This is a genomic window from Longibacter salinarum (genome assembly GCF_002554795.1).
Taxonomy (GTDB): domain Bacteria; phylum Bacteroidota; class Rhodothermia; order Rhodothermales; family Salinibacteraceae; genus Longibacter; species Longibacter salinarum.
The window spans coordinates 86,164-110,283 of sequence record NZ_PDEQ01000004.1 but is presented as its reverse complement, the minus strand read 5'-3'; the positions used below and the strand labels follow the sequence as shown (position 1 = coordinate 110,283).

General features: G+C 59.3%; 16 protein-coding genes. 15 read left to right on the top strand and 1 reads right to left on the bottom strand.

Features of this window, described 5'->3' with window-relative positions; genetic code table 11:
- Positions 1–32 precede the first annotated feature (32 nt).
- The gene (locus CRI94_RS08905) at positions 33–2,726 is read left to right on the top strand and encodes an alpha-L-rhamnosidase-related protein (RefSeq protein WP_098075350.1); all 2,694 of its coding nucleotides are present in this window, start codon (positions 33–35) and stop codon (positions 2,724–2,726) included.
- A 127-nt stretch (positions 2,727–2,853) separates the two neighbouring features.
- Positions 2,854–4,545 carry a sodium:solute symporter gene (locus tag CRI94_RS08900; RefSeq protein WP_098075349.1) on the top strand — a complete coding sequence of 564 codons (1,692 nt, stop codon included), beginning with the start codon at positions 2,854–2,856 and terminating at the stop codon, positions 4,543–4,545.
- Positions 4,546–4,579: 34 nt separating this feature from the next.
- Here the strand turns inward: CRI94_RS08900 and CRI94_RS08895 are convergent, their stop codons facing one another.
- Positions 4,580–5,677, bottom strand: coding sequence for a glycosyltransferase (locus CRI94_RS08895; RefSeq protein ID WP_179862227.1), 1,098 nt, complete (start codon positions 5,675–5,677; stop codon positions 4,580–4,582).
- Positions 5,678–6,050: 373 nt separating this feature from the next.
- On the opposite strand from CRI94_RS08895, the gene CRI94_RS08890 reads away from it, so the two are divergent.
- From CRI94_RS08890 to CRI94_RS08830, 13 genes are all read left to right on the top strand, one after another.
- Positions 6,051–6,863: a CDP-alcohol phosphatidyltransferase family protein gene (locus tag CRI94_RS08890; protein ID WP_098075592.1), complete on the top strand. Its 813-nt coding sequence runs from the start codon at positions 6,051–6,053 to the stop codon at positions 6,861–6,863.
- Positions 6,864–6,957: 94 nt separating this feature from the next.
- Positions 6,958–7,932 carry a signal recognition particle-docking protein FtsY gene (gene ftsY, locus CRI94_RS08885; RefSeq protein WP_098075591.1) on the top strand — a complete coding sequence of 325 codons (975 nt, stop codon included), beginning with the start codon at positions 6,958–6,960 and terminating at the stop codon, positions 7,930–7,932.
- Between the two features lie 158 nt (positions 7,933–8,090).
- On the top strand, positions 8,091–9,035 hold the full coding sequence (gene fmt / locus CRI94_RS08880; RefSeq protein ID WP_098075347.1) for a methionyl-tRNA formyltransferase: 945 nt from the start codon (positions 8,091–8,093) through the stop codon (positions 9,033–9,035).
- A 205-nt stretch (positions 9,036–9,240) separates the two neighbouring features.
- On the top strand, positions 9,241–10,518 hold the full coding sequence (locus CRI94_RS08875; protein WP_143815349.1) for a hypothetical protein: 1,278 nt from the start codon (positions 9,241–9,243) through the stop codon (positions 10,516–10,518).
- Positions 10,519–10,602: 84 nt separating this feature from the next.
- On the top strand, positions 10,603–11,598 hold the full coding sequence (locus CRI94_RS08870; RefSeq protein WP_098075345.1) for an AAA family ATPase: 996 nt from the start codon (positions 10,603–10,605) through the stop codon (positions 11,596–11,598).
- A 42-nt stretch (positions 11,599–11,640) separates the two neighbouring features.
- Entirely contained in the window at positions 11,641–12,636 is a 996-nt protein-coding gene (hprK, locus tag CRI94_RS08865) for an HPr(Ser) kinase/phosphatase (protein WP_098075344.1), read from the top strand.
- Between the two features lie 669 nt (positions 12,637–13,305).
- Entirely contained in the window at positions 13,306–14,343 is a 1,038-nt protein-coding gene (locus CRI94_RS08860; protein ID WP_098075343.1) for a M23 family metallopeptidase, read from the top strand.
- Positions 14,344–14,673: 330 nt separating this feature from the next.
- Complete coding sequence (locus tag CRI94_RS08855; protein WP_179862226.1) at positions 14,674–17,169, top strand: BamA/TamA family outer membrane protein; 2,496 nt, start codon at positions 14,674–14,676, stop codon at positions 17,167–17,169.
- Between the two features lie 168 nt (positions 17,170–17,337).
- A complete protein-coding gene (locus CRI94_RS08850; protein ID WP_098075341.1) occupies positions 17,338–17,919 on the top strand; it encodes a cyclic nucleotide-binding domain-containing protein in 582 nt (193 codons plus the stop codon).
- A 473-nt stretch (positions 17,920–18,392) separates the two neighbouring features.
- A complete protein-coding gene (locus tag CRI94_RS08845) occupies positions 18,393–20,195 on the top strand; it encodes an ABC transporter ATP-binding protein (protein ID WP_098075340.1) in 1,803 nt (600 codons plus the stop codon).
- A 183-nt stretch (positions 20,196–20,378) separates the two neighbouring features.
- Complete coding sequence (locus tag CRI94_RS08840; RefSeq protein WP_098075339.1) at positions 20,379–21,329, top strand: ribonuclease Z; 951 nt, start codon at positions 20,379–20,381, stop codon at positions 21,327–21,329.
- Positions 21,330–21,737: 408 nt separating this feature from the next.
- Complete coding sequence (locus CRI94_RS08835) at positions 21,738–23,546, top strand: ABC transporter ATP-binding protein (protein ID WP_342751892.1); 1,809 nt, start codon at positions 21,738–21,740, stop codon at positions 23,544–23,546.
- A 220-nt stretch (positions 23,547–23,766) separates the two neighbouring features.
- Positions 23,767–24,102 (top strand): arsenosugar biosynthesis-associated peroxidase-like protein, encoded by a 336-nt coding sequence (locus CRI94_RS08830; protein ID WP_098075338.1) that lies wholly within the window; start codon positions 23,767–23,769, stop codon positions 24,100–24,102.
- The last annotated feature ends 18 nt before the right edge of the window (positions 24,103–24,120 follow it).

The window sequence follows — 24,120 nt, the reverse complement described above, 5'->3', positions numbered from 1 at the left end:
TGCCCTCGCACCTGACCAACAGCTATTCTCGCATGAACCGGTTTCTGCTTGTTCTCGGGCTCCTCTTTGGGGGCCTGGCTGGACTCCCGTCCTTCTCCGCCGCTCAGATGCTCTACGACAGCGATCGCTTTCAGGTCACGGACACCTCCGTCGCCCAGGGGGACTTTCGGGCAACGGCTCCGTCGCGCACCATGCTCACGTCGAATTATCAGCGGGAGCGGACGGCGATCAACTTCAAGTTCAGCATCAACGGTCGCGACAACGAGCGACCGTCGGGCGATGACATTCGACTCCGTCTCTCGCCCGCTGGAGGCGAAGTGCTGACCCCCGTCTACGTCTTCGGCAAGCGGTCCCCAACATCTTTTCCTGAGCCTGGGTTTGCTGCGCCGCGACCCTCCGGCACGATGGAGGTCACGTTCCGCGTCGACATGAAGCCGATGCTCCGAGCATTCCGGGCGCAGGGCGTCTACACGCCGCCATCCGGGGACCCAATCCAGGAGGAAGACTTCCGCGGGCTATACATTTTCGGGGACACCGCCCCGCTAACCTGGAATCTCGATGAGGCCTCGTCTGGTGACCGCTTTCGTCTCACCGACCCCGACGGCGACGGCGTCTACACGATCACGCTGTCGTTCGAAACGCGGGACCTGTTTCCGCTGAACGATGAGGGCGCTGCCGTTTGGACGCTGAGTGAGGACATATCGCAGTTCCCCCAGGTAGAGTCCGACCAGCGACTCGTGGACGCACTGTATAACCTGTCACTGGAAGAAGTGCTGCTCAACATCCGGGAGGAGGACGGTGCGTTCATGGCCGGAAAGAAATGGACCGGCGTGTGGACTCGCGACATCAGCTACAGCATTCTGCTAAGCCTCGCCATCATTGCGCCGGAGCAGGCGAAAACGAGCCTTCGAGCGAAGGTCGACGACGCTGGACGCATCATTCAGGATACCGGCACGGGCGGGTCGTGGCCAATCTCGAGCGACCGGATGACATGGGCGCTCGCCGCGTGGGAGGTGTATCTGACGACCGGTGACAAAGACTGGCTGGAGGAGATCTACCCGATCATTCGTCGTTCGGCGGAGGCAGATCAGCACGCCGTCTACAATCCGGACACCGGTCTCGTCCACGGCGAATCGTCGTTCATGGACTGGCGCGAACAGTCGTACCCCGACTGGATGGATCCTCGCGACATCTACCTGTCGCAAACGCTTAGTACCAATGTCGTCCACGCACGGATGTACGAGATTCTGGGCAGTATCGCGGAGGAAAAGGGAGAGGATGGAAGTCGCTGGCATGAGATCGCCGGTTCGATCCGGGACGGAATCAACGAACATCTGTGGCTTCCGGAGAAAGACCTCTACAGCGAGTTTCGGTACGGACGGAACGCCTACTCAGCGGTCCCGCGGACGGAGGCCCTTGGCTCGGCGTTGGCTATTCTCACGGACGTACCTTCTAAGGAACGCCAATCGATGATGGCGCAAAATCATCCCGTCGTGGAGTTCGGCGTACCGAGTTTCTGGCCGTACATTCCGAATATCCCACCGTATCACAACGCAGGCTACTGGCCGTTCGTCGGGGCGTACTGGACGTGGGCGAGCGCTGAGGCGGGCAACACGCCAGGCGTCGAGCACGGCCTAGGGACGATGTACCGGGCTGCTGCTCTGTTTCTGACGAATAAAGAGAATCTCGTTGCCGAAACCGGCCACTTCGAGGGCACGCAGATCAACTCCGACCGCCAGCTCTGGAGCGTTGCCGGGACACTCGCTTCGGTTTACCGCGTCCTCTTCGGCATGCGCTTCGATCGCGATGGCTTGCACATTCAGCCCTTCATTCCGGAGGGCTACACAGGAACGCGAACGCTAGAAGGCGTCGCCTATCGGGATGCTGTTCTCGACATCACGGTGCGCGGACACGGATCCCGCATCGTGCAGATCACGCTTGACGGTCAGGCGCTGGACGAACCGATCATCCCTGCCGATCTTTCCGGGCAACACGAAGTCCGCGTTATCATGACCGGCGGCCTCCCGGACGGCCGCGTGCGGATCGTAGAGAATCGATACACACCCGCAACGCCGGATGTCAAGCGGGACGGCGATGTGCTGACTTGGTCGCTTGTCGAAGGAGCCACGGCGTATCGCGTCATCCGAAATGGCAAACCCGTCGAGACGGTCGAAGCGACGCGGCACGATCTCAAATCGACGCAACCGGCCTCTCTCCACGAATACCAGGTCGCTGCGATCGGAGAGGGCGGTCTTGAGTCCTTTTTGAGTGAGCCGGTCCGCGTCGTTGCTGACCCGGCCGTTCGCGTGATTCCCGCGGATGCGTTTGCCCAGCCACTGGAGTCGACCGATCCGGGCTTCTCTGGCGACGGATACCTGCCGCTGACGAAAGAGCAGAATACGTCCGTCGAGATCGAACTCACCGTCGAAGAATCCGGCATGTACGCCATCGATGTCCGCTATGCAAATGGACACGGTCCCGTGAATACGAGCAACAAAGCCGCGATCCGGACGATGGACGTCGGCGGGACCACGGACGTGATCGTGATGCCCCAGCGCGGCGATGATGTCTGGAACGACTGGGGCTACAGCAACCCGGTTCACGTCCGCTTGCCCGCGGGCACGCACACGCTTCGGCTAAGCTACACCGACTTCGACGAAAACATGAATCGGGAGACGAATGCCGCACACCTCGACCACATCCGGCTCACTCGGATCGGGCTGTAGACGTGTTGATGTGATCTTGTTCTGGTCTGTTGATGTGTTTACGTGTTGATGCACGGGTACCGGTCGCTCTGCCGGTTCAGGACGTTTGCCCTCACCCCTCTCACCCCTTTCCTCATTCCTCACCAATATGGATCTTTCGCTCGGCATCCTCGACTGGAGCGTCATCGGACTATATTTTCTCGTCGTGTTCGGGGTCGCAGGGTGGGCCACGTGGACGGAGCGACAGGGGGAAGAGTCGTCGGTTGACTATTTCCTGGCCGGGCGGAATGTCGGCTGGTTCGTGGTCGGCGCCTCGCTTTTTGCCTCAAACATTGGCTCGGAGCACCTCATCGGTCTCGCCGGGACGGGGGCGAGTAGCGGCGTGGCGGTGGGGCAGTTCGAGGTGCTGGCATCCCTCATCTTGCTTCTCCTCGGCTGGGTGTTCGTGCCGTTCTATGTCAAGAGCGGCGTCTACACCATGCCGGAGTTTCTCGAGAAACGCTACTCTTCGACCGCGCGGTGGTATCTCGCAGCGATCTCGATTATCGGTTACGTCCTGACGAAGATCAGCGTCACGATCTACGCGGGCGGTGTCGTCTTCGAAGCCATCGGCGTCTCGTTCTGGACGGGCGCTATCATCGTCGTCGGCGTAACCGGGTTGTACACCGTCCTGGGAGGCCTTCGCGCCGTGCTCTACACCGACCTGATGCAGGTCTTCGTGCTGATTGGCGGTGCGCTTGCCGTCACGCTCATCGGGATCTCCGAACTCGGCGGCTGGGGAGCGCTCACGGCCAGCGTGCCGGGGTCCTTCTTCGACATGTGGCTCCCGAGTGACGATCCGAACTTTCCCTGGACGGGGATCCTGTTTGGCGCACCGATTCTGGGCGTCTGGTACTGGTGCACCGATCAGTTTATCGTACAGCGCACGCTCTCGGCGAAGAACGTGGACCATGCGCGTCGAGGCTCCATCTTCGCCGGATATCTGAAGCTGCTGCCCGTTTTCATCTTCGTCATTCCGGGCGTGGTCGCCTACGCACTGCAGCAGCAGGGGGCGTTGCAGCTTGAGGCCAGCGATCAGGCTCTTCCCGTGCTCGTCGGTACGCTGCTTCCGATCGGACTTCGCGGCGTCGTCGTGGCCGGACTTCTCGCCGCGCTCATGTCCTCGCTCTCGTCCGTCTTCAACTCGTGCTCGACGCTGGTGACGTGGGACGTCTACCGTGAGCTTAAGCCCGAGGCATCGGAACGCCAGCTCGTCTGGGTGGGACGGATCTCGACGGTCGTGCTCACGCTCCTCGGGCTTGCGTGGATTCCGTTCATGCAGAACGTGAGCGAGCAGCTTTATACCTACCTGCAGAGCGTGCAGGGATACATCGCCCCACCTATCGCCGCCGTCTTCCTCATCGGGATCTTCTGGCGTCGGGTCAACGCGAACGGAGCTATTTCGACCCTGCTCGCGGGTCTCGTCCTTGGCGGATCCCGTCTCGTGCTCGAGCTGATCAATGGGGCAAATGCGGACGGCCTACCATCGGGCACGGCGATCGAGTGGATCGCCGAGATCAACTTCCTTCATTTCGCGATCCTACTCTTTGTGATTTGCGTCGGCATCCTCGTGGTCGTGAGCCTGCTGACCGATCCACCGGCCGAGGAGAAGGTTCGTGGCATCACGTACGGCACGGCGGAAGCCGGTGAGGTTGAAGCAGATGAGCACGCGGAACCCGCTGCGGTCGCTGCGGCTGACGAAGACGGGGCGCTCGGTTCGGCCGCATGGCGCCGCGTCGATCTGTGGCTGACCGTCGGACTCCTGCTGGGCGTGGCAGCACTCTGGTTCTACTTCAGCTAAGGCGAGCAAATGCTCCTGGGTGCACCGGGCACGATTAGCTCTTCCAGGTGTCCGGTGGGCTCATCAGGCCAAAGGGAACGACCAGGACATGGTACAGGGCGGTGAGTACTTCGCCGATCGGAAAGAACGCCGCCAGATCGTCCTCGCCCAGCGTCCGGGTGGCTTCGCCAATAACGAGGCTGTGAAACAGGAGCCGGGCGGCCAGCAGTCCGACGCCGAGAGAGCCGAGCAGAATCGGCGCGAGCCAGAGCAAGACGTGGGAGCTGTGGTAGAGGGTGAGTACCGCCGCTGTCGATGGAGCATAGGCCCGGCCGGCCGAGACGTGACGGCGCTTTTGCTGAAGCCACGAAAGCCACGAATCGGCGCCGCGGGTGGGGACGAAGGTCGATGGATCGACGAGGGGACGAATGGTTGCCGACCCCGTGCGACGCGCGGCTTGGACGAAGAGATCGTCGTCTCCGCTCAGGAGATCATCGCCGGCGATATCGTTGTCAACGTCGAGATAGACCTGTTTTGCAGCACTCAAATTTCTCCCAACCGCCATGTAGGGGTGCCCGATCGCTGCGGCGGCAGCGGTGAACGCACCGGTCTGCCACGTCTCGTAACGGCTCCAGCGATTCAGTAGGCCCGTTTCAGGCTCAACGGGACTGTAACCGATAAGCAGGACCGGCCGGTCGCATTGCGCGTGCGACGCCGCGAGACGTTCTGACCAGACGGTCGGCGGCACGCAGTCGGCATCCGTCTGCGCAATGATGTCATGCCGTGCAGCAGCAACGCCCTCCGCAATGGCCTTCTTCTTGTTCGGTGCGGCCGAGCCACGTCGTTCGATCACGCGGGCAGATGCATGGTCGTCCGCCCAGTCCGTGAGGATGCGCCCGGTCTCGTCCGTCGACGCGTCGTTGACGAGGATGATGTCGAGGTTCGGGTGCGTCTGAGAGGCGAGGGCACGCAGGAGCGGCGGGATTGTGTCGGCCTCGTTATGGGCTGCCACAACGATCGATAGAGAAGGTAGGTCGTCTGGATTGACGCCTTCCGGGACCGGATCCTGTTGGCCGGCGCGTCGGAGCCCGACGACAAGGATACCGGCATAGAGACACTGGATCAGGAACGCTACGACGAAGAAAAGTGTCACTACACGGGGAGGACGGTGGAAGAAACGAGCGTGATAGACAGGATACCCGTCTTGCCACAGAGAATCGAGCCCCTGGATCGCCAGAGGGCGGTTTCATCGCACGTATTTCCGGTGGATTTCGTGACCGTGCGCCGTACGTCTATTGGCGAATAAACCCTAGCGTCGATACGTTGTATTGACTGTAGGACATTTGAGAAAAACCTCTCGTCTTGCGCGGTCGGCGACAACTCCATGCCTGGCGTGGACGGATTTTTTGGGCCGGTATGGTCTCGATGCGTTCCAGCCGTTGCACCGTGCGCTTGACGAGGCTGTCCTACTTTATCGTGTTTTCGGCATTGTGCATGCGCCGTATCCGTCGACCCTGTTCGTCCTCATGGCCATACCTCACATCAATCGCTGGCCCAACCTGGGGAAGTTCTGGACTTTCCCCAATGTGCTGAGCATTGCTCGGCTGCTGCTGGTCGCGCCCATTACGATGCTGCTGTGGCACGACGGGCCGCTGGACTGGCTGTTTGGCTTGGTCATCGTCGCCATCTTTACGGATTGGTTCGACGGTCGGGTGGCACGCTGGTCGAATACGGAGTCGGAGTGGGGGAAGGTACTCGACCCCATCGCGGACAAGGTCGGTGCCGTGGCTACCGTCTCGGCACTCACCTTTCGCGCGACGGAGCCGACGCTGCCACCCTGGTTCTTCGGTGCGCTGATGTCACGGGATTTCTTGATTGTTGCGGGCAGTCTCTTGATCGTTCGGCGGTCCGGGAAGGTTGCGGCGAGCGTCTGGGCCGGAAAAGCAGCCACCTTTTGGCTTGCTATCACCGTGCTTGCTGCAGTTTTGAAGGCCGATCCGCCGGTCCTTGCATTCTGCGTCTGGATGACGACGGCTCTTCTCGTCTTTTCGTTCTTCGTGTACCTCGTGCGTTATCTTAACGCTGCGAGGCGTGAACCACCGATGCCGAATCCCCCGTCCCTTCAGGGCGTGCGATCCAAGGCGGTCGGTACGTCCTCGGCGTCTCTGCCTGGTGAGCCACCGGAGCTTGACATGGTTGAGGAGCCGGAGTCGGACCTGACGGACACCGCCGGTCGAACAGGCGATGGCGAGCCCGGCCCGTCTCCTGAGACGCCATCTAGCATGGACGACGCTGCCGAATCGTCTGCACGCACCGAGGCACCACCCCACTCGTCGTAATCGTCTCTCCGGCGCACGTCTCCCGCAAATGGTTTCCGATGCCATCGGAAGCCGCACCCTGTTTTCTGAACTGTTTCCAATTTGCACCGCTTATATGGGCATTCTCGACCGCTTTATTAACAAGAACGACGAGAAAGAGCAGGAGAAGCTTGACGAGGGTCTGGAAAAGACCCGGTCGAGTTTCTTCGGAAAGATCGACCGCATGGTGCGCGGTAAGGATGAGGTCGATGACGAGGTTCTCGATGAACTGGAGGAGGTTCTCGTGACCAGCGACGTCGGGGTGAAGACGACGCTCGACATCATCGAGAATGTCGAAGCGCGCGTGCAGTCGGATCAGTACGTATCGACGAAAGAATTGAATCGCATCATTCGCGACGAGATCGCCACGCTCATGCTGGACGACAGCAAGGAGCGGCCAGCGGATTTCGACGCGGATCTCCCAAATAAGCCACATGTCATCATGGTCGTTGGCGTCAACGGCGTCGGCAAGACGACCACGATCGGGAAGATGGCCCATCGCTACAAGCAGGCCGGCAAGGATGTCGTTCTGGGCGCAGCGGATACGTTTCGCGCCGCGGCAATCGAGCAGCTGGACGTGTGGGCCGAACGGGCCGGCGTTCCGATTATCAAGCAGAAGCACGGGGCAGATCCCGCAGCCGTCGCGTTCGATTCCGTCGAAGCCGCACGATCTCGCGGATCCGATGTCGTCATCGTCGATACGGCCGGCCGACTTCACACGAAGGGCGGCCTGATGGACGAGTTGTCGAAGATTAAGCGCGTCATGGGACGGAAGGTCACGGGCGCCCCGCACGAGGTTCTTCTCGTGCTCGACGCATCCACCGGGCAGAATGCGATCCGGCAGGCAGAGGAGTTCACGGAGAGCGCCGGCGTGACGGGGCTGGTGCTGACAAAGCTCGATGGAACGGCCAAGGGGGGCGTCGTGATCGGCGTATCGCACCAGTTTCAGGTCCCAGTGAAGTATATCGGCGTGGGCGAAGGAATCGACGATCTCCAGGTCTTCGACCGCAAAGGGTTCGTCGAAGGCATGTTCAAAGGCGTCGAAGTGTGACGAACAGTGGGAACTGCGGTATGAAGGTGTGGAGGTATCAACGTATGAATGTGTGGCGTAGTGCCTTCACACGTTAACACTTTCAAACCTCAATACTTTCACACCTCAATACTTTCACACTTCCAAACGTCCAAACTTCCAAACTTCAACACCGTCTCATGCGCATTCTCTTCATGGGCACGCCGGAGTTCGCTGTGCCTTCGCTCGAACATCTGTGCGACGCCGGTTACACACCCATTGCCGTTGCCACGGGCCCGGATCGAGGACGTGGACGCGGGCAAAAAGTCTCGCCGACGCCCGTCAAGAAGGTCGCGAAGAGTCGCGGGATTGAGACCATCCTGCAGCCTGAGTCGGTGAAGGACGATGCGTTTGCGGAGGCTGTATCGGAGCTGGAGCCTGATGTGATTGCCGTTGTCGCGTACCGCATTCTCCCGCCGCAGGTCTACACCCTGGCGTCCAAGGGTGCTTTCAATCTCCACGGTTCGCTTCTTCCGAAATACCGGGGCGCTGCGCCCATCAACTGGGCCATCATGAACGGGGAGGAGGAGACCGGTGTCACCACCTTTTTTCTGCAGGAGAAAGTCGACACAGGCGACGTGATCTTGAAACGTCGCATGCCGATCGGTGAAAATGAGACGGCTGGTGAGTTGCACGACCGGATGATGATCATCGGCGCAGAGGCCGTCGTTGAAACGGTGCGCCAAATCGAGGACGGCGCCGTCGAAACGTCGAAGCAGGATGACGGTGAGGCGACGCCGGCTCCGAAGATATTTACGGATGATTGCGAAACGCCCTGGGATCGTCCGGCCGGCGACGTACACAACCACATCCGCGGGTTATCGCCGTATCCAGGAGCCTGGACGCGTCATGAAGGAACGCGCCTAAAACTGTATCGAAGTCGAGTCGCGGACAAAGATCTTGTCCCTGGGAATAAGGCAGCCGCTCCGGGAACCGTCCTCCGCGCGGACGAGCACCTCGTCGTGGCCTGTGGGGAGGGAGCTGTGGACGTTGTCGAGCTACAGCAGCCCGGTAAGCGGCGACTCGGAGTTGTGGACTTTCTGAATGGATATGACCTCGACCCCGGCGATGTGATCGGGGCGTAATGTGTTCATGCTGAGGTGTGAGAGTAGCGGCGGAGAGGAACAACGTCTGAAAATCGAAACGATTGCGTGCTGCTTCAGCCATAGCGCCGGACGGATTCGGCACCAGGGTTGCATGTAAGACGGATGCCATCTACCCTACTGATCCATGATGATCGTCTAGCGCCTCCGTTAGACGACCACCGCCCTGTTTGAACGAAGACACTCCATGCCCGACGCCGCTTCTTCGACGTCTTCTCTGCCCCCCTCTGTGCGACCACCGTCATCTGACACGCCTGGCCCGGGTGTGGAGGCGGCCCCCCGTTTGCTCGAAGCCTGCTTTGGAGGTGGAGACTCCCCGGTCCAGCAGGCGACGGTTGCCGGCGTCGTTGACGTTCAGGCAGCGCAGACGCACTACTCAACCGGTTTCGCCCTGTTAATGCCGGTGAAGGCGTCTGTGACGGTGGCATGCCGTCCATCGAGTGGCAGTTCGTCTCGTCTTGTCTTTGCCTCCGATGCGGGACCGTGGACCGCCGCAACGAGTCCCGATCAGCCACCCGAGCCCGACGCCCCGTCCTGGCACCATTTGCTTCACCTCCTGCTTTACGGGAGCGAAGAACAAGATCCGCCCGGGTGGTCGGCATCTGACGAAGGTCGTCGTCCGTCTGCGTATGATATTGCCGTCGTAAGCAGCATCCCGGGCTCGGCGCAGGACGCATATTTTTCTGCCCTCGCGATCGCGGTCACCCGGGCTCTCGGGCGTCTTGCCGACGCGGCGGGAGCAAAATCGGGGATTTCTCGCGTGCGTTCGAACGTCATTCCTGACCTGCGAGAGGCGATTGAGCAAACAACCGCCCGCCCGACGAGCATCGCGTCTCTGATCGCCGCGCACGCAGGGATGGATGGACCGTTTACGCTGGTGGATACCGGCACCTACGAGTTTTTGCCGGTCCAGACAAAAGCCCGTGAAGCGCTCGATTGGGCCGTCATTGATCCCGGGCGTCCCGCGCCACGATCCAATGCCTGGCACTGGAACGTTCGGGAACGGGCGGATGAAGCCCTCGCTATTCTCCGGAAGCACGGGTTCGACGGGCTGCGGTCGTTCCGTAACGTGGAGCATCGCGACTTAGACCGAGCTCTCGACAGCCTTCCAGAGCGACTGCGACCCGTCACGCGCCATCTGGTCACTGAAAACCGGCGCGTCCAGAAGCACGTCGCAGCAATGCGGCGGGGCGACTGGCAGATGATCGGAGCGCTGCTTCTTATGTCGCACGCCTCGCTCCGTGATTACCTGGAAGCAACCACTGCTCTTGCGGATGAGGTGGTCGAAGCCGTTGAGTCGGTCATGCTCGAGGGCGTGTACGGTGCGTGCATGACGTCCCGTGACGGGCTGATTCTGGTGACAGGTCGGCCTCACGCTCTCGATAACCTGCTGGATTCGATTCCGAAAGCCGTCTCGCAGGCTGCCGACGACGTCGATGCTGATCTACACACCATTCGCCCATAGCGACCTGCGCGATTGCACCGGCTTCTCTCGTCCGAGTCGCAATGCCAGCTACGCAAGCATCATTAGACTTTTTTCGCCCGTCTTATGCCCGATTTCGACCTGTCCTACGTTAAGGACCGCATCGCGACGGAGAGTGCCTTCGTCGACGACCTGATCAATGAGATCGGGCGCGTCGTGGTCGGGCAGCGCTACATGGTCGAGCGCCTGCTGATCGGTCTCCTCGGCAACGGTCACGTGTTGCTCGAGGGCGTCCCCGGTCTCGCGAAAACCCTGACGGTCCGCGCGCTGTCCGACGCGATTGGCACGGGCTTTCAGCGCATTCAGTTTACTCCTGACCTGCTCCCGGCCGACCTTCTCGGTACGTTGGTGTATAACCAGAAAGAGGGGAGCTTTTCGATTAAGAAGGGACCGATCTTTACCAATATTATTCTTGCCGACGAGATTAACCGATCGCCGGCAAAAGTACAGAGTGCCCTGCTGGAGAGCATGCAGGAACGGCAGGTAACGATCGGAGACACCACCTTCGAACTGGATGAGCTGTTCCTCGTGCTTGCAACGCAAAACCCGATTGAGCAGGAGGGCACGTATCCGCTGCCAGAGGCGCAGGTCGATCGATTCATGTTGAAAATCAAGGTTGAGTATCCCACCCGGGAGGAGGAACTCGAAATCATGCGTCGGATGGCCCGCACGGGTGAGCAGCCCGACATTCGGCCTGTCGCTCGCCCGGCTCAGATTCTGAACGCCCGGGAGGTGCTCAACGAATTGTACATTGATGAGCGGGTGGAGCAGTACATCGTCGATCTTGTGCTTGCCTCTCGCGATCCTGGCGGCTTTGGGCTTTCGGATGTGGCCCCGCTCGTTCAGTACGGCGCCTCACCTCGCGGCAGCATTAACCTGAACCTGGCCGCCCGCGCCCACGCGTTCTTGCGTCATCGAGCGTACGTGACGCCGGAGGACGTGCGTGCGGTGGCTGTAGACGTTCTCCAGCACCGAATCGTCATCACGTACGAGGCGGAGGCGGAGGATGTGACATCGGGCGAAATCGTTCACCGGATCCTCGACGCCGTCGAAGTGCCGTAGAATCGTTCGCACCGTCCCGTTTCTTGTCAGCTCGACGACTCTATGTTTCAGAAAGAATCGATCACGGTCGACTTCATGATCCGGAAGCTCCGCGACCGGGTAGATGTGGCAGTCGATGCGGTGAATGAAGCAGATGCTGATCGCGAGATCACCGAGAGCAACTTGCACCGGCCCGGGCTGGCATTGGCAGGTTATGTCGACCTGTTTACACATCAGCGTGTGCAGATTCTCGGTAACACCGAACATCGGTTTTTGCACCATCTAGACGCTGATCGTCAGGTCGAAGCGTTTCAGAACATCACGCAGTTTGATCTGCCATGCATCATCGGGACAGATGACAACCAGCTTCCGGACCGTCTGGTTGACCTCGCTACGGAGGCGGACATTCCGGTGTATCGAACGAGTCTTCCGACAGTCGAATTCATGGCGTCGCTCCGCGCTTTTCTGGAGGACCAGTTCGCGCCGCAGTGCTCTGTGCACGGCTCGCTCGTAGACGTGTACGGCATCGGGCTGCTTCTCATCGGAAAACCGGGCATCGGGAAAAGCGAGGTTGCACTTGATCTCGTCGAACGCGGCCATCGGCTTGTCGCCGACGACGTGATTATCGCTACGAAGCGAGACGAGCAGATCTTAATGGGCTCCGGGACCGACCTCGTCCAGCACTTCATGGAGGTGCGGGGACTCGGTCTTGTGGACATCCGGTCGATGTTCGGTATCCGTGCGATCCGCTTTCAGAAGCGCATCGAAGTGGTGGTCAACATGCAACTCTGGGATCCCGACAAGGAGTATACTCGAATCCACATGGTGGAGGATACCCATGAGATTCTGAACGTAGACTTACCCATGGTTCAAGTGCCGATCACTCCGGGTAAGAACATCACCGTGATCTGCGAGGTCATTGCCATGAACTACTTGCTCAAGCACTACGGCTATGATCCGGCAGAAGTGTTTGGAGAGCGCCTGCGTGCCCGGATTCGTGATAACCCGGAGGGTGCATCGCGTCGTCGCGTGGAATACTTCGAGCAGGATTTCGAGTAATCTGTCTCAGACTTTTGAGACACTGATTGTCGCACAAAGGACACTGTGTTCGAGTGCGACGATCCGAACCATGAAGGTACGGCGAAAGGAGGGCGTTACATGCGTCGTCGGTTGAATTTTAGTGTTGCGGTATGGTAGTTGCGAAATGTAGTAATGCAGTTGCAGACGGACCGCTTGGCTAAGCGTGTTGCGGCGACTTGGCTTCCTCATCGTGTCGGGAAACAGGGTGAGTAGTTGTTGTCGACGTGACGTCATCGTACCCGTCGCTGCATCCCGGTAGATTCGGATGGAGCTTCTGTGCCCGGCACCTCAGCGATTTGATTGAGAGGGAGCCGAAGTAAGAGTATTTCTATAAACACTGCTCACCCGTTGACATATGTGTTCGCTACCGGTATCTTTAGCATCTAGGTAAAGTCGGGTGCATGTTGCAGCGCATGTTTTCCACGCCTGTGGCGTGCGCGACAGCAATCATTCTACGGTCGCACCCTACGCTTTTGGATGATCGGTCGTACGTTTTTTGACGACGATAGGTGATTCCTACCTTGTGCATGGCTCCGCGTCCCCTTGAGCCTGCGTCAACGTAAGCGCACGTTTACCGTGCCGAGCGACGGCTGTACGTCTCACTGCATGTGGCATCGTGTCCACGCTACTGAACGTTTCCTTCTTTCTATGAAGCAGAATACACACTACCGTTACGATCCGGAAACCTGCTCGTTTGTCGAGGTTGAGGAGGACCGGCGTGATGTGCTGCGAAAGGTTGGTGTTGTCGTCGGGCTGGCTCTCGTCCTGGCTGTTTTGGCGGCGTGGATGATGGATCTCCACATGATCCGGACCCCAGAGGAGCAGGCGCTGCGCTCGGAAAATGAGGTGCTGGAGCAACAGCTATCTCGCGTGAGCACGCAGATGTCGGCGCTTTCGAAGGAACTCAGCCGGCTGTCGGAGAAGGATCGAAAACTCTACCGAACCCTGCTTCAGATCGAGCCGATCTCCGAAGACGTCCGTAAGGTCGGCGTCGGTGGTACCGATGCACACAGCGAGTTCGACCGATTTGGAACGCATACGGCGGAGCTGCTTCGTGAGACCGCTTCAACCCTCGACCAGCTGGAGCGGCAGGTTAGCCTTCAGGGCGCGAGTTACCGCGAACTGACGCAATTCGCCGAGCGCCGCGATCAGCGCCTTCTCGAACTGCCGGCTATTCGGCCAACCAATGGCCCGATCGTTTCGGGCTATGGCATGCGTCACCACCCGATCTTGAAGGTGCGTAAGATGCACGCCGGCGTCGACTTCCTCGTTCGTACCGGCACACCGATCGTAACCACCGGAAACGGTGTGATCCGACGCGCTCAGTATAGCCCGACCTACGGTAATTACGTGGACGTGCACCACAAGACCGCAGGTTACATTACGCGTTACGCTCACCTCTCGGAGATCGAAGACGACATTCAACGCGGCGTCAAAGTCGAGCGCGGTCAGCGCATTGGCTACAGCGGCAATACCGGGCGCTCCACCGGGCCACATCTGCACTACGAAGTTCGCGACGACAAAGGGCGGACGCTTGATCCGATCGACTTTTTTGTCCCCGACATGTCGCCACAGAATTTCTACCAACTCGTCGAGCGCACACAGCAGTACCAAAATCGGTTCGCGAGCGCAGAGAAGAGCGATAAAGAGACCTCGTCTGGCTTCTCGCTCAGCTCTGGCGGCTGATCGATACATTCGACGTACACGCTTTACGTAAACGTCTCGGCCACGGTCGGGACGTTTTTTTATTACCCATAGCGATCTTCACGGGGGTTCGTTTTCCAGGACGGCACGAATGGCGGGCCAAAGACGTTTTATAGGAACCCTTCGTTGCTTGACGCGAACACACACACGTCCTGATCACACCGCCTCGTTCGTGTTTCTGCTCTCGAACGAGCGGTCATTATTTCCTGCTCTCAGCGTATGTACCCGTCTGATTTGCTTTGTCACCTTACACATCGCCCGGGCTTTTTCTTTCGGGTTGTGTTCGTGACGCTAGTGATGATTGGGGCAGGTATGACCTCTTCCTTAGCACAGGACGCGCCGCAGGAGGAGGACGGAGAGGAAGCGGTTGTACGGAGTGTATCGATAACCGGCAACACGTTCTTTTCCGACAGCGAGCTAAAACGCCGGATTCGTACGGAGCCCAATCGTCGAATTTTGAGCATCCCTGGCCTGACGTGGTGGAGGTGGATTTATCAGTTGGGCGACTCCGGGGTGCTCGGGAAGCGTGTGGGTCGAGCTTTAAAAGCGAGTGGAGAGCCGCCAGCCGTCCTGGATTCGACGGCGCTGAGCGACGATGTCGAACGGCTTCGGCTGTTTTACGAGCAGCAGGGATTCCGTGATGCAGCGATAGCCGTCGAGGTGATCGACACCGAGTGGGAGGATCGCGTACGTGTCATCTTCCGGGTACGTCCCGGACAGCCCACGTACATTCGCACTGTCCGGTATGATGGCCTCGATATGCTAAACGATGAGCAAAAGCGGCGTCTCGTGGAGGAGTCCGTCATCGAACCAGAAGCCGTCTCCGGTGACTCGCTGCTCGTCTACGAGGCGGATGATACCCGATACTCGAAGCCGCGTCTGCTGGAGGAGCGTGGGCGACTGCTTACGTATCTCCGCAATCAGGGATACGCAGCTATCTCTCGGGATAGCATCCGGGCGATTGTCTATCAGCCGAAACCGGATAGCTTCGACGTCACGTTCCGGGTGCGACCGGGTGAACGGTATCGATTTGGTCGACTGACTGTGCGAATCGAAGGCACGGAGCCGGAAGCCGCTCCAGAAACCGATACGCTGGACGTGGAAACCACGGAGGCGGGGAAGACGGTTGCTCCGGTTATCGTCGAAGTACGAGAGGATGGTCGGGTTGGGACCGGCATCGTTCGCCGCGCACTCCAATACAAACCTGGAGCTGTGTACGACCGCTCGAAAGTGCTCGCGACGAAGCGGCGTCTCGAGGGAACGGGCGTCTTCGCTTTCACCAACATCAGCACGGTCTTCAGCGATACGGTGCACGTTCCGGGGATCGAGGATCCGTTCCTTCCGCTACGCATCGACGCGCAGACGCGCAATCGTCATCGCGTGAGAGCGGAGACGTTTGTGCTGCAGCGTGACCCGACAGGCGATCCGACGACGACGACGATTCAGAATGAATTCGGGGTGGGCGTCGGCCTCACATACGAAAACGTGAATGCGTTTGGGGGTGGTGAGACGTTTCGGGCTAACACGTCAGGCTCGATTGCGACTGGGCTGGACTCCACCATCGTAACGTCCGCTCAGTTCGAGGCGACGACATCGCTGACACTGCCGTATCTGCTTCGCCCGTTTCGCTTTTTCGAGTCCGTATACAACCTTCGGAATGCCCGGACGCGTCTTTCCCTCAGTTTCCTGACCGCCCGGCGAAATGATCTGGGCTTGCTTATTCGGGGGCGTGGAAGTGCGCGGATGAGACTGGAGATGGAGCATACGCCGACACTGATCTCGCTGGTCGACGTGCTGGACGTGAGTCTTAGCAATCCGGACGCCTTGCCGCAGTTTGAAGAGCGATTTCTACGCCGTGTATTCGGTGATCCCGATGGCGGCGGTGGCATCACCGATCCCGTCCAACGGACGCAGATTCTGGAAGATTATACGCAGCCGCAGGTGAACACCGCGTTCCGCTACACGCTGCGCTCGGCGACGGCAAATCCGCTGCGTCGCGATCAAGGTCACGTGTACGAGGCGTCCGCAGAAATTGGCAACCTGATCCCGCTTGCGCTCGACGAATTTGCATTTTCGCCCGGACGAATCGAGTACAGCTTGCCGGGGTTGTTCGGCTCGAGCAGTGACGGCACGGCCTCGGATGCCGCGGATGGCGTGCAGGGTGGGCGCCTGATTTATCGACCGTACGCACGAGCGACGCTCGACATTCGACAGTATCATCCGCTGAGTCGCGGAACGACGTTCGCGTACAAGGTTTTTGGAGGCGTCGCATTACCCATCGCCCGGCCCAATCGTGTCCCGTTTGACCGGCGCTTCTTCAGTGGCGGTGCAACCAGCGTTCGGGGTTGGGAGCTGCGTGCACTCGGTCCGGGTGGCGCATCCCTGACCACAGGCGACAGCGACGGAGCGTCATCCGGAGACATTGCAAACATTCTCGGCGGAGACGTCAAGTTCGAGACGAGCGCCGAGCTCCGAACCGTGGTACTACGCAACATATTGGGCGGGAACTGGGGACTTGCAACGTTCGTGGATGCCGGAAATGTGTGGTTCGGGCCGCGGAATCCTGGACTTGACGGCGATGCCAACCGACCGGGAACCGACGGCCGCTTCCGACTGCCCGACGCGGTCGGGGAGATCGGCGTGGGCTCCGGAATTGGCATTCGTATCATGTGGGATTACCTTGTTGCACGCCTGGACTACGCGTGGAAGATCCACGATCCGTCGCCCGCAGAAGATGATGTACTCCGCAGAAGCTTTGGCGCGCCGGAAGCACGCGTGCTTCACTTCGGGATCGGTCATACGTTTTAGCACGGACGGCGAACGTGGACCTTTTATGGCCGAAGGGACGGCGTGGATAGACTCCTGCTCACGATATGAAATGGCGTATCGCGAGTCCCATATGGCAACACGTCCGACGACTCGTCGTCTCACCGTCGAGGATCGGTTTTGCTTTCCTTCACCTATTTGCCCCTGAACATGTCGACGTTCCGAAATCTCGTCCGCGCGAGTGGTCGCGTGATGCGACGCCTCTTCCGTCGCCGGATTGATGCACGGACGCAGGAAATCGTTGATCTCGTGCAGCAGGTGCCAGCGTTTGAACACTGTTCGACGGGCGCGCTGTACGCACTCGCCGAGGCGATGCATCGGCGTTCGTATCGCAGAGGTGAGGTGCTGTACTACGAGGGAGATCCCGGGCTCGGGTTGTATGTGATCGAGCAGGGACGCATTCAGCTCCGATCCGAGGCAGAGCCGGGCGTCGCAAAGATGCTTCGCGACCTGCGCCCCGGGGAGGCGTTCGGAGTGCTATCGATTCTCGGCGATTTCGAGCGTCTGGAGACGGCAGAAACGCTGACGGAGGCGCGGGTTCTCGGGTTCTTCCGGCCCGACCTGAAGAATATCATCAAGCGCAACCCGTCCGCCGGGGCGGAAATCATGATGGCTCTCGCGCGATGGATCGGGGGGCAGCACGTCGAACTGGTGCATGTGGTCTCCGAGCAATCCGGCAAAGACATCGCCCTGCAATCCTACGCCGACGCCGCGACGGCTGTAAGTTCGTGAGGTTTGAGGTATGAGGTTTGGGGTATGAGGTTTGAGGGATGGCAGAAAGGGAGGTAGGGGGGCGACACGATCCGGTGCTGCGAACTCTGAACTTTCCCTTCCGGCCTCTTTCGTTAGAGCGTGTGTCATTTTAGCATTCCCAGGCGTGGTTGCTCCGAAATGTACGGGCGTATGTGGGTATGAGAGTGTGAGAGTGCGCCACGTTCGACGGTACCGGTCATGTCGGAGACGCATGAGGTCCGCTTCTCACTGACATACGAAGACATCCCGGTTTGAAATTATACGGCCCGGTAGCTAGCCCTGAACGTTGAACTCTGAACGTTGAACGCTGAACGTTGAACCAGTTTTTCGAACGTTACGATTCAGGTTTGGCGGGGCGCGTTTGGATCAGCAAATTGTGCCCTTCGTAGCAGCAGAGCAGTTTACACGGCAGTACCTTCCGGCCGTGGTTTTTTTAACGAATCGTAAGCCCCATGGGACCGCTCTCCCGCCTGAATCACTACTTTTGGACGTACAAATGGCTCTTTATTCCGGGGTTGCTGTGCACAATGGCGTCCGCGGGCTTTCAGATTAGTGTCCCGAGCGTCGTTCGACAGACGATCGACTCGATTCCGCGCTTCGTTCAGGTGCACGGTGTGTTCGAAGGGACCGCCGGGCAGCCGATGATCTATAGCTATCTGTTCGGCACCCTGCTCCTTTTCGCGATCACAATTATTGGGCTGTCCGTGATCAGCGGGTTGTTCATGTTCTTGATGCGGCAAACCGTCGTCGTCGCATCTCGCCACATCGAGTACGACCTCAGGAATTCCCTCTACCGGCACCTGCAGAAGCTGTCGCCCCGGTTCTACCAGGAGTATTCGACGGGAGATGTCATTACGCGAGCAACCGACGATATCGAGAAGGTGCGGCGCTACATTGGGCCGGCCATTATGTACGTGACGCGGTCGCTCGTGATGGTGCTCACCGCGATCTCGGTCATGTTTATCATCTCACCGAAGCTGACGCTGTACGCGCTGATTCCGATGCCGCTGCTCGCGGTCTCCGTCTTTTTCATGGCACGCATGGTGCACTGGCGCAGCGACCGATTGCAGGAGCAGTATTCCACTGTCACGAGTCGGGTACAGGAGGCGTTGGCTGGAATCCGCGTGTTGAAGGCGTATACGCGTGAGGATGCGGAATCGGAAGCATTCAGTTCGGAGAGCGAAGAGTACAAGCGTCGGAATCTTGACCTCGCGCTCGTCGAATCGGCCTGGCGTCCGGTCTTTCTGCTGATGGTCGGAATTTCCACGATCATTGTCGTCTGGATGGGCGGACGGCTGGTCGCGCAGGGCACGATCACGATTGGAAATATTGTGGAGTACGTTCTCTATGTGAGCATGATGACCTGGCCCGTCGCCTCACTTGGGTTCGTGATCACGATGATCCAGCGTGCATCGGCATCCGTGAGCCGGCTGCACAAAATCATGGATGCAGATCCCGACATCGCCGACGGAATGCAGACGGACGAGAGCATTCAGGAAATCGACGGCCGGATTACCTTCCGCGACGTGTCGTTTTCCTACGAAGCCGAGCAGGAGCCGGCGCTGAAAAACGTCAGCTTCGACCTGAAACCGGATGAGACCCTGGCGATTGTCGGACGCACGGGGGCGGGAAAGAGTACACTTGTGGAAATGATTCCGCGCCTTCTCGAACCAACGGAAGGCCAGGTCGAGGTGGACGGGCACGATGTCCGCTCCATTCCACTGGAGACGCTCCGAACGAACATCGGCTACGTCCCGCAGGATGTCTTCCTGTTCAGTGATACCGTCGCCAACAATATCGCGTTTGGCAAGCTTGATGCGGACGGGGACGAGATTGAGCGAGCCGCTAGCGAAGCCGATCTTCTCGCCAACGTGGACGACTTTCCGAACGGCTTCGACACCTTCGTCGGGGAGCGAGGGATCACGCTGTCGGGTGGACAAAAGCAGCGGACCTCGATCGCTCGAGCGCTCATCCGCGATCCCCGAATCTTGATCTTTGATGACGCCCTTTCGGCTGTCGATACAGCGACGGAGCGCAACATTCTTCGATCGTTGCGCGATCGCCAGGGAAGCCACACGCTCATCATCGTCAGTCATCGATTAAGTGCAGTCCAGGAGGCCGACCTGATACTAGTGATGGACGAGGGGCGGATCGCCGAGCGGGGCACCCACGACGAGCTCATGGAGCAGGACGGGGTCTATGCCGATCTGTACAGGAAGCAGCTACTCGAAGAAGAAATCGAAGCATACGGTTAAGAGTTCAGAGTTCAGTGTTCAGAGTTCAGTGTTCAAAGTTCAGAGTTCGGCAGGACGGTGTGAGCGTGGCACGACCGTGTCGACCTGCTTTAAGAATTGCGGTCTAGCCTATTCGTCCTTCCGCCCGCTCCCCCGTTCACCCACACCCCCCGCACCTCACACTCCAAACCCCAACCCCCACAAATGCAGACGACGGTGATTCCTCTTGGGACCGCGGGGGCTGTGCCCATTCGGGATCGACACCTGTCAGCCGTTGCGGTGGAGCGAAAGGGGCGAATGCTGCTGTTCGATTGTGGAGAGGGAGCGCAGTATCGGCTTCTGCACGCCGGTCTCAACCGTGCACGTGTGGACGCCATTTTTATCACCCACTTGCATGGGGATCACATCTACGGATTACCGGGGCTGGCCGCGACGATTGGTCAGTTGCACCGGCACGAGCCCATCACGGTCATCGGCCCCGAGGGATTGAACCGGTTTCTTTCTGCCGCGGCGGGCGTGTCCGAGCAGGAGATGCCATATGGATTGAGCGTGATGGAGCTGGATCCCGCGTCGACCGTTGATGGCGCCGTGGTTTACGAAACCGACGAATTTGTCGTCACCGCGCGTCCTCTCCAGCATCGTATTCCGACGGTCGGTTACCGGCTAGAAGAGAAGCCCCGACGCGGTCGCTTCCACCCGGAGCGTGCGCGAGAACTGGGTGTCACCGATCCCCGCGACTTCGGGCGGTTGCATAAAGGCGAACGTGTCACAATGTCGGATGGACACGTCGTCGAGCCGGAGCAGGTCGTCGGGCCGGAGCGTCCGGGTATTTCCTTCGCCTACTGTACGGATACCCGCCCGTGTGCGGGCAGCCGGCAGTTGAGCCGCGACGTCGACCTTGTCATTCACGACGCCACGTTCGCGCACGAACTCCAGGAGCAAGCCGTAGAGACCGGGCACTCAACCGCCAGGGAGGCCGCCGAGGTAGCGCGGGACGCGAAGGCTCGCCGGCTTCTCCTGACGCACATCAGCGCACGCTACGAAAGCGCCGATCAACTGGTGGCCGATGCGCGGGACGTGTTTCCCCATACGGAGGCGGCGATCGAACTAAAACGATACATGCTCGACCCGCGGGAGAAGTGGGCAGGGAATTAAGGATTGGGTATTGCGAATTTCGAATTGTGATTCGCGCGCATCTTCTGGGGAAGAGAACGTTCCAACGTCCAAACGCCGAAACCTGCACGATAGTGCAGATCGCTCATTCCGTAATCAACCGGAAACGAACGTAGGGTCACCCGCGCCGCACGCAACATGGAGCGGTTGCTGTGAGTTGTCCCTATCTGGCATTGATTCTTGCCCTCCCTGCCGCGTCCCCCGGTTTGTCCTGCAATTCCCTTGGCTCCATCCGACTCGTCACATTCCAACGATCAAACGAAACGGACCAGCACGGGTCCGAGCGATATCGATTCTGACGATGTCGAATCTTCAGAAGACGTTGAAGACGTTAATCCGTATGCGGATGAAGAGCCCAAGGACGACGGATTCAAGTTCGACGGACGCCTCATTCGGCGCATTGCGGATTATCTCAAGCCATACAAGGGTTGGGTCGTTCTTGCGCTGACGATAACCCTCGCGGCGTCCTTCCTCGGGCCGATTCGTCCGCTTCTGGTTCAGCAAGCGATCGATAATTACATCGTCGTCGGCGACCTGGAGGGGTTGCAGACCATCATCCTCTTGCTCGTTCTAGCGCTTGTCGGTGAGGGGATACTGAAGTTCGGGGAGAACTACCTGACGCAGTATATCGGGCAGAATGCGATTTATGATCTGCGCACGGCGGTTTTTCGGCACATCCAGAACCAGCCACTGAAGTTTTTCGATCGGACACCGGTCGGGAAGCTAATCACGCGTACGACCAGCGACGTTGAGGCGCTTAGCAATGTGCTGTCGTCGGGACTCGTCGTGGTCATCGGCGACCTCCTCCGCATCGTGTTCATCGCCGCGCTCATGTTCTACATGAACTGGGTGCTGGCACTCGTGACGCTGTGCGTCATGCCGCTGATGGTGTGGATCACGTTCTGGTTCCGTCGGCACGTTCGCGTGCAGTATCGCGAAGCCCGCAATCAGGTCTCCCGGCTCAATTCCTTCATCCAGGAGCACGTGACCGGCATGTCGATCGTGCAACTCTTCAACCGCGAGGACGAGGAGATGCAGCGATTCGAAGCTATCAACAATGAGCATCGGGCTGCGTGGATCCAGACGATCTTCTACTATGCGATCTTCTGGCCCTCCATTCAAATTATCTCTAACCTCGCCATCGCCGGTGTGCTCTGGTTCGGCGGCCTGCGCGCCATTGCGGGGAGTGCGCTCACATTGGGGGTTCTGTTCGCGTTCATTCAGTACGCGCGAATGTTCTTCGAGCCGATTCGCGATCTGTCAAACCAGTTCGACACGCTGCAGAGTGCGATGGCCGGGGCCGAGCGAATCTTCAATCTGTTGGACGACGATCAGAGCCTGAACGACCCCGATGACCCGGTCCAGCTTGATGAGATTCGAGGCGCGATTGAATTTGAGAATGTGTGGTTTGCGTACGAAGAACATGACGGAGAGCCCGACTGGGTGCTGCGCGACGTGTCGTTTCGGGTTGAGCCGGGCGAAACGCTTGCCTTGGTCGGAGCGACGGGGGCCGGAAAATCCACGATCATGAACATCCTGCTTCGGTTCTACGAAGCGCAGCGGGGTCGCATCACCATCGACGGGGTAGACATCCGCGATCTATCGCTGAAGGATCTTCGTCGCCACATTGGGCTGATTCCGCAGGACGTCTTCCTGTTCAGCGGTTCCATTGAGCGAAATCTGACGCTCAACGATTCAGAGGTGACCGACGAGATGATGCACCGCGCGGCGGAGATCGTTCGTGCCGATGACTTTATTCAAAAGCTTCCTCAGAACTATCAGCAGGACGTGAAGGAGCGAGGCGCTTCCCTTTCGCACGGTCAGCGGCAGCTGCTCGCCTTCGTCCGGGCTCTCATCTACGATCCGGAAGTGATGGTGCTCGACGAGGCAACGTCGAGTGTCGATACGGAGACGGAGGAGCTCATTCAGGAGGCCCTCGAGCGGCTGACCGAGGGGCGGACGACCCTCGCCATCGCGCATCGTCTCTCCACCGTGCAGGACGCCGACAAGATCCTCGTTCTGCACAAGGGCGAAGTCCGCGAGCGTGGCACGCACCACGAGTTGCTAGCGATGGACGGACTCTACCGCAAGCTCCACGACCTGCAGTACGCTAGCGACACGCACGTCCACGGCGACGGGGAGGCGACCAGCGATGTACCCGCCGCACCAACCACGTCGGAAGAAAAAGCGCAAGGATAGACGGTCCGAGTGCTTGTCTGAAGCTCGAACCGTTCGCACTCCACCTGTAGGTTTCCGATTCGGCTGTGAGCACCAGTCGGTCACAAACTGAACTGGACACCGGCGCGCGAAGACGGTATGTTGCCTTTGCAGGTTCAGCAGGTTCGCCCGTGTAACGTCGGCGACTCTCCTGCTACAGACTCATTGCCCTCGCACCTCCAACGTCTCCAACACCCGATCTATGTCTGATTCGTATTACAAGCCCGACCATCTTCCGCGATTTGGTGAGATTGAGGAAGGAAGCCCTGAGTTGGCCAAAAAGTTTTTCGAGTACTACGGCTCGGTTTTCGAAGATGGTGCTCTGACAGCGCGAGAGAAAGCGCTGATTGCGCTTGCCGTTTCCCATACGGTGCAGTGCCCCTACTGCATCGATGCGTACACCGATGATTGCCTCGAGAAAGGGGCCGATCTCGAACAGATGACAGAGGCGGTGCACGTGGCCACGGCCATCCGCGGCGGTGCGTCCCTCGTCCACGGCGTTCAGATGCTCGATCAGGTCAAGGAGAAAATGATGTAGTCCTACGTTTTTCCATTT

What these genes read in the sequence shown, in the direction of transcription:
- CRI94_RS08845 (WP_098075340.1), top strand. Translation starts at nt 18,393, where the DNA reads ATGGGACCGCTCTCCCGCCTGAATCACTACTTTTGGACGTACAAATGG.
- CRI94_RS08830 (WP_098075338.1), top strand. Translation starts at nt 23,767, where the DNA reads ATGTCTGATTCGTATTACAAGCCCGACCATCTTCCGCGATTTGGTGAG.
- CRI94_RS08850 (WP_098075341.1), top strand. Translation starts at nt 17,338, where the DNA reads ATGTCGACGTTCCGAAATCTCGTCCGCGCGAGTGGTCGCGTGATGCGA.
- ftsY (WP_098075591.1), top strand. Translation starts at nt 6,958, where the DNA reads ATGGGCATTCTCGACCGCTTTATTAACAAGAACGACGAGAAAGAGCAG.
- CRI94_RS08840 (WP_098075339.1), top strand. Translation starts at nt 20,379, where the DNA reads ATGCAGACGACGGTGATTCCTCTTGGGACCGCGGGGGCTGTGCCCATT.
- fmt (WP_098075347.1), top strand. Translation starts at nt 8,091, where the DNA reads ATGCGCATTCTCTTCATGGGCACGCCGGAGTTCGCTGTGCCTTCGCTC.
- CRI94_RS08875 (WP_143815349.1), top strand. Translation starts at nt 9,241, where the DNA reads ATGCCCGACGCCGCTTCTTCGACGTCTTCTCTGCCCCCCTCTGTGCGA.
- CRI94_RS08900 (WP_098075349.1), top strand. Translation starts at nt 2,854, where the DNA reads ATGGATCTTTCGCTCGGCATCCTCGACTGGAGCGTCATCGGACTATAT.
- CRI94_RS08890 (WP_098075592.1), top strand. Translation starts at nt 6,051, where the DNA reads ATGGCCATACCTCACATCAATCGCTGGCCCAACCTGGGGAAGTTCTGG.
- CRI94_RS08860 (WP_098075343.1), top strand. Translation starts at nt 13,306, where the DNA reads ATGAAGCAGAATACACACTACCGTTACGATCCGGAAACCTGCTCGTTT.
- CRI94_RS08905 (WP_098075350.1), top strand. Translation starts at nt 33, where the DNA reads ATGAACCGGTTTCTGCTTGTTCTCGGGCTCCTCTTTGGGGGCCTGGCT.
- CRI94_RS08870 (WP_098075345.1), top strand. Translation starts at nt 10,603, where the DNA reads ATGCCCGATTTCGACCTGTCCTACGTTAAGGACCGCATCGCGACGGAG.
- CRI94_RS08855 (WP_179862226.1), top strand. Translation starts at nt 14,674, where the DNA reads ATGACCTCTTCCTTAGCACAGGACGCGCCGCAGGAGGAGGACGGAGAG.
- hprK (WP_098075344.1), top strand. Translation starts at nt 11,641, where the DNA reads ATGTTTCAGAAAGAATCGATCACGGTCGACTTCATGATCCGGAAGCTC.